General features: G+C 67.1%; 9 protein-coding genes. 6 read left to right on the forward strand and 3 right to left on the reverse strand.

Annotated features, from left to right (window positions below):
* The first annotated feature begins 101 nt into the window (after positions 1-101).
* The 5 genes from VH499_RS10545 to VH499_RS10565 are packed head-to-tail and all read left to right on the forward strand — an operon-like array spanning position 102 to position 4,757.
* On the forward strand, positions 102-1,367 hold the full coding sequence (locus VH499_RS10545) for an ABC transporter substrate-binding protein (RefSeq protein WP_332052678.1): 1,266 nt from the start codon (positions 102-104) through the stop codon (positions 1,365-1,367).
* A gap of 44 nt (positions 1,368-1,411) precedes the next feature.
* Positions 1,412-2,137 (forward strand): ABC transporter ATP-binding protein, encoded by a 726-nt coding sequence (locus tag VH499_RS10550; protein WP_332052679.1) that lies wholly within the window; start codon positions 1,412-1,414, stop codon positions 2,135-2,137.
* 7 nt (positions 2,138-2,144) lie between these two features.
* Positions 2,145-2,864: an ABC transporter ATP-binding protein gene (locus VH499_RS10555; protein WP_332052680.1), complete on the forward strand. Its 720-nt coding sequence runs from the start codon at positions 2,145-2,147 to the stop codon at positions 2,862-2,864.
* Between the two features lie 6 nt (positions 2,865-2,870).
* The gene (locus VH499_RS10560) at positions 2,871-3,734 is read left to right on the forward strand and encodes a branched-chain amino acid ABC transporter permease (protein ID WP_332052681.1); all 864 of its coding nucleotides are present in this window, start codon (positions 2,871-2,873) and stop codon (positions 3,732-3,734) included.
* A gap of 9 nt (positions 3,735-3,743) precedes the next feature.
* On the forward strand, positions 3,744-4,757 hold the full coding sequence (locus tag VH499_RS10565; protein ID WP_332052682.1) for a branched-chain amino acid ABC transporter permease: 1,014 nt from the start codon (positions 3,744-3,746) through the stop codon (positions 4,755-4,757).
* A 20-nt stretch (positions 4,758-4,777) separates the two neighbouring features.
* Here VH499_RS10565 and VH499_RS10570 read toward each other — a convergent pair whose 3' ends face one another.
* Together VH499_RS10570 and VH499_RS10575 are read right to left on the reverse strand one after the other, a co-directional pair.
* Complete coding sequence (locus tag VH499_RS10570) at positions 4,778-6,058, reverse strand: YncE family protein (protein WP_332052683.1); 1,281 nt, start codon at positions 6,056-6,058, stop codon at positions 4,778-4,780.
* A 4-nt stretch (positions 6,059-6,062) separates the two neighbouring features.
* Positions 6,063-6,869 carry a creatininase family protein gene (locus tag VH499_RS10575; protein ID WP_332052684.1) on the reverse strand — a complete coding sequence of 269 codons (807 nt, stop codon included), beginning with the start codon at positions 6,867-6,869 and terminating at the stop codon, positions 6,063-6,065.
* A 237-nt stretch (positions 6,870-7,106) separates the two neighbouring features.
* Between VH499_RS10575 and VH499_RS10580 the strand changes: the two genes are divergently transcribed.
* Entirely contained in the window at positions 7,107-7,841 is a 735-nt protein-coding gene (locus VH499_RS10580) for an MBL fold metallo-hydrolase (RefSeq protein WP_332052685.1), read from the forward strand.
* 4 nt (positions 7,842-7,845) lie between these two features.
* Here the strand turns inward: VH499_RS10580 and VH499_RS10585 are convergent.
* A partial coding sequence (locus VH499_RS10585) for a YifB family Mg chelatase-like AAA ATPase (protein ID WP_332052686.1) occupies positions 7,846-8,845 on the reverse strand: 1,000 nt, incomplete at its 5' end.

An 8,845-nucleotide genomic window follows, 5' to 3' on the forward strand; every position in this document is an offset into this window, starting at 1 on the left:
ATGATCGGCGGCGATGATCGACTGTCAACAAAAATATCGACATTTTTACTTCGGTATCGATAATGCTTGAAAGACAACGCGGCGGTCGGGAGGGAACAAACATGCGCACCATCGGCGGCAGTGGTCGGCGAACCGTTCTCAAGGGCATGGCGGCCGCGGGGGCGGCCGCGATCGTGGATGGACCGGCCTTCGCCGCGCCCAGGACATTGAAGATCGGTCTTGTCGCCCCGCAGACGGGCCCGCTCAGCCTGTTCTCCGAGCACATCCCGTTCGTGCTCGACCAGGTCAAGCGCGCGACCGGCGGCAACCTCAAGATCGCCGGCGCCAACCGGCAGTTCGAGATCCTCGTCAAGGACAGCCAGTCCAATCCCAATCGTGCATCCGAGGTGGCGAGCGACCTGATCCTCAAGGACAAGGTCGATATCATGTGCGCCTTCGCGACGCCCGAGACCGTCAATCCGGTTTCCGACCAGTGCGAGCTGAACGGCGTGCCCTGTGTCTCCAACGACGCGCCGCTCGAGCCCTGGTTCTTCGGCCGCCATGGCGACCCGAAGAAGGGATTCGAGTGGACCTACAACTACTTCTTCTCGGCCGACGAGGTGATCCACGCCATGCTGGCGATGTGGACTCGCATCCCGACCAACAAGAAGCTCGGCGTCCTGTGGCCTAATGACAATGACGGCAATGCCTTCGCCCACGTCATGCCACCGCCGATCAAGGAGGCGGGCTTCACCATCGTCGATCCGGGCCGGTTCGACCTGCCGGCCAACAACTTCGACGCCCAGATTTCGGCCTTCAAGGCGGCCGGCGTCGAGGCCGTCCTCACGGTGACGCCGTCTCCCGAGTTCACCGTGTTCTGGAACAGCAGCGCCCAGCAGGGCTTCAAGCCCAAGCTGGTGACGCCTGGCAAGGTCGCCGAGTTCCCGCCCGGGGTCTATCCGTTCGGCGACCGCGCCATCAACTTCAGCATCGAGGTCTGGTGGTCGCGCTTCCATCCGTTCTCCTCGGGCATGACCGGCCAGAGCTCGGCCGAGCTCGCCGACGAATACGAGAAGGTGAGCGGCCGGCAGGCCTCGATGGGGCTGGGGTTCCGCCATGCCCTGTTCGAGACCGCCTTCGACACGCTGAAGCGCACCCACGACCTCGACAAGCACGAGTCCGTCCGCGATGCGCTGCGCGATATGGACTACAAGTCGGTGGTCGGACCGGTGAACTTCAAGAAGGGCCCCTTCCCCAACACGTCGCTGACGCCGGTCGTCGGCGGCCAGTGGCGCAAGGGCACAAAGTGGCCGCTCGAGCTCGTCATCGTCGACAACAAGTACGCCACGCAGATCCCGGTCGGCGGGCAGCCCGAGCCGATCGCCTAGGCGCCGGGCAGCGCGGCCCGCTGCTTAGCGTAGCCTGTTGGGCAATGACCGAGCGTTCGACCGTTCTGGAAATCGCCGGTCTCGGCAAGCGTTTCGGCGGCCTCACCGTGATCGACGGGCTCGACCTCGCCGTTGGCGACCGCGAGATTCTCGGCATCATCGGGCCCAACGGCGCCGGCAAGACCACGCTGTTCAACCTGGTGGCGGGCGTGTTGCAGCCGTCCGCCGGCACCATTCGCTACAACGGTCGCGAGATCGGCGGGCTCAGGACCTGGGACCGCTGTCGACTGGGCATCGGACGGACATACCAAGTCCCCAAGCCATTTGCTCACATGAGCGTCTTCGAGAATGTCCTTACCGCCGCCGTGCACGGCGCCGGCAAGAGCATCCGCGCCGCCCGGGAGCAGGCCGAGGCGATGCTGGAACTGAGCGGCCTCGCGGCCGATCACGCGCGGCCCGCCGGGCAGCTTACGTTGCTCGACCTGAAGCGGCTCGAGTTGTGCCGCGCGCTCGCCATCGGACCACGGCTCCTGCTGCTCGATGAGATCGCGGGCGGCCTGACGGACGCCGAGGTCGACACCCTGCTCGGCATTATCCAGCGCGTGCACGCCGAGGGCACTGCGATCGTCTGGATCGAGCACGTCATCCGCGCGCTGCGCCGGATTTGCCATCGCATCGCCGTGCTGCATGAAGGCACCTTCGTGACCATCGGTGAGCCCGAGACCGTGCTGGCCGACATGCGGGTCAGAACCATCTATCTCGGCGAATGAGGCGGCAATGACCTCGTCTGGCGCCGGCGCGCTGCTCTCAGTCGAGGGGCTGTCGGTATACTACGAGCAGTTCCGGGCACTGCACGGCATCGATATTGCGGTCGGCGCAGGCGAGATCGTTTCGATCATCGGCGCCAACGGCGCGGGCAAATCGTCACTGCTCAAAGCGATCGTGGCGCAGGTCGACCGCATCGAAGGGCGCATCCTGTTTGCCGGCCAAAACATCGCGAGCAATCCCACGCCCGCCATCGTCGCGTCGGGCATCGCCCTCGTGCCAGAGGGCCGTCGGTTGTTTCCGACGCTCACGGTCGAGGAGAATCTCGAGATCGGGTGGCAAACCGGCCGCCGGAGCAGCGACGTCGGCCTCGGCGAGGTGTTCGACCTCTTCCCCATGCTGCGCGACAAGCGGCGCCAGCCCGCCTGGCAGCTCTCCGGAGGGCAGCAGCAGATGGTGGCGCTCGGCCGTGCGCTGCTCGCCGACCCGCGCCTGTTGCTGTGCGACGAAATCAGCCTCGGTCTCGCGCCGACGGTCGTCAACGATCTCTATGCCTTGTTGCTGTCGATCAACCGGCGCGGCATCGGCGTGCTGCTGGTCGAGCAGGACATCCGCCGCGCCCTCGCAGTCGCCAACCGCTTCTACTGCCTGCTCGAAGGCCGCATCTCGCTGTCCGGGCGGCCCGGCGATTTCGACCGCGATACCATCACGCGACACTATTTCGGATCCTGAAGCGGCATGCTGGTCACGTACCTCAACCTCGTCATCCAAGGCGTGCTGCTGGGGGGCCTCTATGCGATCTTCGCGCTCGGCCTCTCTCTGTCGGTGGGCGTGATGCGCTTCGTCAACATCGCCCACGGCGACTTCATCGTCCTCGTGTCGTTCTTGCTGCTCGTCGTCGCCGCGGCGCTGCACATCAACGTGTTGCTGGCGCTCTTGCTGGTGCTCCCCGTGGCCTTTGCCGGCGGCTGGCTGCTGCAGCGCGTCCTCCTGCAACGGGTCATCGGCCAAAGCGCGTTGCTGCCGCTGCTCGTCACCTTCGGCCTCTCGATCATCGTGCAGAACGCCCTGCTGCAGGGCTTCGGCGCCGACACGCGGACCCTGTCGGCCGGCCGTCTCGATACGTCGAGCCTACATATCGGCGGCCTCTATGTCGGCGTCCTGCCGGTCGCGACCTTCCTGCTCGCGGTGACCCTCGTGCTGGGTCTCGACTGGCTGCTCTATCGCTCCAGGATCGGCGCCAACATCCGCGCCGTTGCCGATGACGTCGCGGCCGCCAACCTGATCGGCCTGTCGTCGGTGCGGATCTACGCCACCGCCATGGGCATCGTCGGCGTGACCGTGGCGGTCGCCGCCTGTTTCATGGGCTTGCGCATGAACTTCGACCCGACCAGCGGGCCGAGCCGGCTGCTGATCGCCTTCGAGGTCGTTGTTCTGGGCGGCTTGGGCAGCCTGCGCGGCACCTTGCTCGGTGGCATCGTGCTCGGCATCGCCCAGACGCTGGGCGGCCAGATCGACGGCGCCTGGCAGGTGCTGGCGGGCCACCTCGTCTTCCTCGTCGTTTTCCTGCTGCGGCCCCAGGGCCTTCTGCCACGGTACTAGGAGCGGTCGTTGCCCAGGCGCCAGCATCTCTCGATCGCAAGCGGCCGTTTCGTCCTGGCCGGTGCCGCCCTCGCGCTCGCCGCCGCTCCCTCTTTCCTCGACCCCGGCGGCCTCACGGTGCTGACGGAGTTCCTCTGCCTGCTGGTGCTGGCCCTGATGTGGAATCTGCTGGCAGGCTACGCCGACATCGTGACCGTAGGGCAGCATGCCTTCGTCGGCGTCGGCGCCTATGCCTTCTATGGCGCCGTGGTCCTGTTGGACCTCGATCCATATCTCGCCTTCGCCGCGGCCGCGCTGACCGCTTTCGTCATCGCCTTGCCGGCGATGGTGATCGTCTTCCGCCTGCGCGCGGCCTATCTCGCGGTCGGCACCTGGGTGGTGGCCGAGGTGTTGATGCTGATCGCGGGCAAGCTGCCGAATTTCGGCTTCGGCTCGGGCGTCAGCCTGCCGGTCCGCGTCGCGCGCGAGTTCGGCACGCGCCCCGATGCGCGCTTTGCCACCATCTATTGGCTCGCCTTCGCCCTGGCGGCGGTCGCATTCGCCAGCACTTACCTTTTGCTGCGCTCGCGCATCGGACTGGGATTGACGGCGATGCGCGACAACGAGGAGGCCGCGGGTGCAATGGGCGTCAATCTGGTGCGCGCCAGGATCGTCTGCTTTCTCTGGACCGCCCCGTTCCTCGGCCTCGCCGGCGCAATCATCACCTTGCAGAAGCTGCGCATTTCGCCGCCGGCCTCGTTCAGCATCATCGACTGGACGGTGTTCGTCATCTTCAACGTCGTGATCGGCGGCATCGGCAGCCTCGAAGGGCCGATCCTGGGAACCGTGCTGTTCTTCGTCCTGCGCGAGTATCTCGCCCAGCTCGGCACCTGGCATCTCATCATCCTGGGGACTCTTTCGATCGTGATCATCCTGATCGAGCCGCGCGGCCTGTGGGGTCTCTTGCGACGGATGCTGGGCGGCGACCTCATTCCGGTGTCACATGGCGCGCGGCCCGGCTTCGGCGCCGACCGCACGCCCTGACCAGCCACCGACCGACCGCTTCAGCGCATGTTCCCGGTGTGGCCGAGCGAGTAGCGGCCAGGCTGTGGCCAGACCGCCAGGCCGTGCGGCTCGCGGCCGACCTTGACCTGATCGACGGCGCCCGTCGATGTATCGAAGCGATAGACCACGTCGTCGAAGCGGCCCGACAGCCAGAGGTATCTGCCATCGGCGGAGACGTTGCCCATGTCCGGGCTGCCGCCGCCGGGGACCGGCCAGAAATCGACGACCTTCTGGGTCGAAAAGTCGATCACCGAGACGCTGCCCTTGCCGCGCCGCGGCCCGAGCATCTTGTTGCTGCCGCGGTTGGCGACGTAGAGCAGCTTGCCATCGCGGCTGGGATAGAGCCCATGCGCGCCCAGGCCGGTCGGGATGAAGCCGACCTGTCGGAACGACGCGCCATCCACCACGTGCACCCCGTCGGCTAGCATGTCGGCGACATAGAACAGCTTGCCGTCGGGTGAGACGCGAATGTCCTGCGGCATGCCGCGCGTGGCGCAAATGGCTCCCCCGAGTTCGAACGAATCGCTGACGATCGCTGGCTTCTTCTCGAATATTTCGAGTTGCGCCACCACGTCCGCGCGCTGGTAGTAGGGTGTCAGGACCAGCGTGCCGACGACGCTCTTGTTGACCATGTCGATCTTGGTCACGGCGCCGTCGAACTCGCAGGTGAACAGGGCATAGGTGCCGTCGATCGAGAAATCGGCGTGGTTGACGCCGCCACATTTTGGGACGGCGAGCGAGAATTCGGACTTCATCGTGTGCGGATCGCGGAAGTCGAGGCGCCGATGCTCCTCTGCCACGACGATCGCGTAGCGGCCGTCGGGCGTCCAATAGAGGTTGTAGGGATCGTCGACCGGGATCGCCTCGCCCGGCTTGCCGGTAAGCGGATCGACCGGCGTCAGGCTGCCGTCGGTGCGGCCCTCGGCGTTGTTGGCGACCCACAGCGTCTTGAGATCCCATGACGGCACGACATGCTGCGGGTTGTAGCCGACCTTGAAGGTGTCGACGACCTGCAGGGTCGCTGGATCGATCACCGTCACGCTGTTGGCCCGCCGGTTGGGAACGTAGATGCGCGGCAGTGCACCCTCGACCGCCGGGCTCATCCTGTCGGCGGCCGTCTCGCTGTAGAGGTTGGTCGGGTCGACCACCGGCGGCATGCCGGGAACCGTGACGACCGGCTCGGCGACGGCAGGAGTCGGAGGGCTCGTTTGGGCCGCGGCCCACCATCCTGCAAAGGCGACGGCCAGCGCGGGAAGAACGAGAAGACGATTCGCTTTCATGAAATCAATGCTTCTCCCGCCGCGCCTTCCTGATTGCCGCTACGGTGTCGCTGACGATGAGCTCGACGCCGAGTTGGCCGAGCTCGGCGCTGGCACGCCGCGGATCGCCGTCGACGCCGCTCTTCGCGCCCCGGGCCGAAGCCAGCCTGTCGATCCGTACCATCGCCGGATCGGTGGCCAGTTCGAGCGATGTGTCGGCGACGCCTCCATGAGTGCCGATCTCGTCGGCGCCGATTCCCCTGGCGCGCAGGGCCTGCACATAGGCGGCCTGCGTGGCGTCGTAGTAGGCGGCAATGAAATGCGCGTGCGCAGCGGTGCCGGCCCACAGCCGGTTCAGTTGTTCGGCAACCTCCTTCAGTTGGGTCTGGTAGCCGCCATGGTCACCGATCAGCACGATATGCGTGAAGCCGGCCTGCTTGAGACTGAGCGCAGCCCCTTCGAGGACTCCCTTGAAGGCTGCGACCGGCACCGAGATCGTGCCCGGAAAGCGCATATGCTCACTCGGCGGCGAGATAGTGCCTTCGGGCACATAGGCCACGACCGGCGCGACCAGCGTATCGCCCAGGGTCGTGGCAACGCGACCGGCGAGGACCTTGACCCGCCCGTTGTGCTTGCCAAGGGCGAGGTGGGGACCGCTCTGCTCCGTGCCGCCGACAGGCACGATGATGGTCGTCGTCCCGGCGGCCAGCGCGTCGCGCAGCTCGGTCCAGCTCAGATCCTCCAGAAAGGGGCCATGGCCTGCGGCATGCGCGGCCGCGACGCCGGCGCCGAGACAAAAGGCGAAAACAACCAGGCCAAACGCAGCGCGCATCAACGCCTCTCCTCGGGCGGACAGCCTTCTACGCCATCGCCTTCCGGGCCGCCAGTGGCGTGGGCGTCGCGCCCCCGTGATCTGAAAGCGACGGCCGAGACAGGCCGAATCGCAGTTCTGGCCTGCAATAGCGGCGGTGCGCAGGCCGCGGTCGGTACCTGGCGAGATCATCGACAGCTTGGCAAGCGCGGCCGGCCGGGCCACTACAGCGGTAGAAGTGCGAAGGAGCGACCGCCGATGCAACTGCAGTTTCTGGGATCGGGCGACGCGTTCGGCAGCGGCGGCCGGTTCAACACCTGCTTCCTGGTGCGCGATCGCCAGGGCGCGTTCCTGGTCGATTGCGGCGTCTCCTCGATGATCGCGATGCGCAAGTTCGGCATCGATCCCAACATGGTTCGCGCCATCGTCATCTCGCATCTCCATGGCGATCACTTCGGCGGCCTGCCGTTTTTCCTTCTCGACGCCCAGCTCGTCAGCCGCCGCACCGCGCCCCTGGTCGTCGCCGGACCGCCGGGTCTCGCTCGCCGCCTCGAGATGGCGATGGAGACCTTCTTTCCGGGCTCGGCCAAGGTCGAACGCCGCTTCGCGCTTGATGTGCGCGAGATGCAACCACATGAAGCCCATGGCATCGAGGGTATCGAGGTGACGCCCTATCTCATGAAGCATCCCTGCGGTGCGCCGCCGTTCGCTTTGCGCATCGCCGTCGACGGCAAGGTCCTGTGCTATTCCGGCGATACCGAATGGGTCGACGCACTGGCCGAGGCCGCGCACGGTGCCGATCTCTTCGTTGCCGAGGCCTACTTCTTCGACAAGGCGATCAAGTTCCACCTCGACTATGCGACGCTCTCGACCCACCTTCCCGCCATCGGCGCAAAGCGCGTGATCGTGACCCATATGAGCCCGGACATGCTGGCGCGCCGCGGCTCGCTCGGCTGCGAGGCGGCCGAGGACGGGATGGTGGTATCGCTCTGACGGGCTACGCGGCCATCGCCCTCCGCGCTTCGGCGCGGCGATAGGAAAGCGCCTCGGCGACGTGCAGCCGGCGTACGGCAGCGGAGCCGTCGAGATCGGCGAGCGTGCGCGCCACGCGCAGGGTCCGGTGCCAGGCGCGTGCCGAGAGGCCGAGCCGTTCGGCCGCGCGCGTCAACAGAGCGCGGCCGTCGGCATCGGGCTCGGCGATGGCCGCGAGCAGCGCGCCATCGGTATCGGCGTTGCAGCGCGGCTTGCTCCAGTTGCGGGCGCGCTCCGACAGCAGGCCGGCCGTGGGCTCGGCCTCGATCTCCGTGAGCTTGCCCTTCTTGTCGAGGCCTGCCAGCCGGTCGCGCTGGACCGCGCGCGCCGCCGCCACCCGCGCGGCCACGTCGGTAGAGCTTTCTGCCGGCGGGGGCAGGGCGAGATCGGCGGCGTCGACCTGGGGCACATCGATACAGAGATCGATGCGATCGAGCAGCGGTCCCGAAAGCTTGGCCTGGTAGTCGACACCACAGCGCGGCGCCCGCCCGCAGCCACGGCCCGCCTCCACGAGGTGTCCGCAGCGGCAGGGATTCATCGCCGCCACTAACTGAAACCGCGCCGGATAGGTCACGTGGGCGGCAGCGCGCGCAACCGTGATGCGGCCGGTTTCGAGCGGCTGGCGCAGTGCCTCGAGGGTGGCACGGCTGAATTCGGGCAATTCGTCGAGAAACAGCACGCCATGATGGGCAAGCGAGACTTCGCCCGGCTTGGCCCGCGCACCGCCGCCGACCAGGGCCTGCAGCGTCGCCGAATGGTGCGGATCGCGAAAGGCGCGGCGGCGCGACAGGCGGCCGTCGCCGGTCTCGCCCGCCAGCGACCGTACCATCGTGGCTTCCAGCGCCTCCTCCGCTTCGAGCGGTGGCAGGAGGCCCGGCAGGCGCGCCGCCAGCATCGACTTGCCGGAGCCGGGCGGGCCGACCATCAGGAGGTTGTGGCCGCCTGCGGCCGCCACTTCGAGCACG

Source organism: Reyranella sp., assembly GCF_036558665.1.
In the GTDB taxonomy this organism is placed as follows: Bacteria; Pseudomonadota; Alphaproteobacteria; order Reyranellales; family Reyranellaceae; genus Reyranella.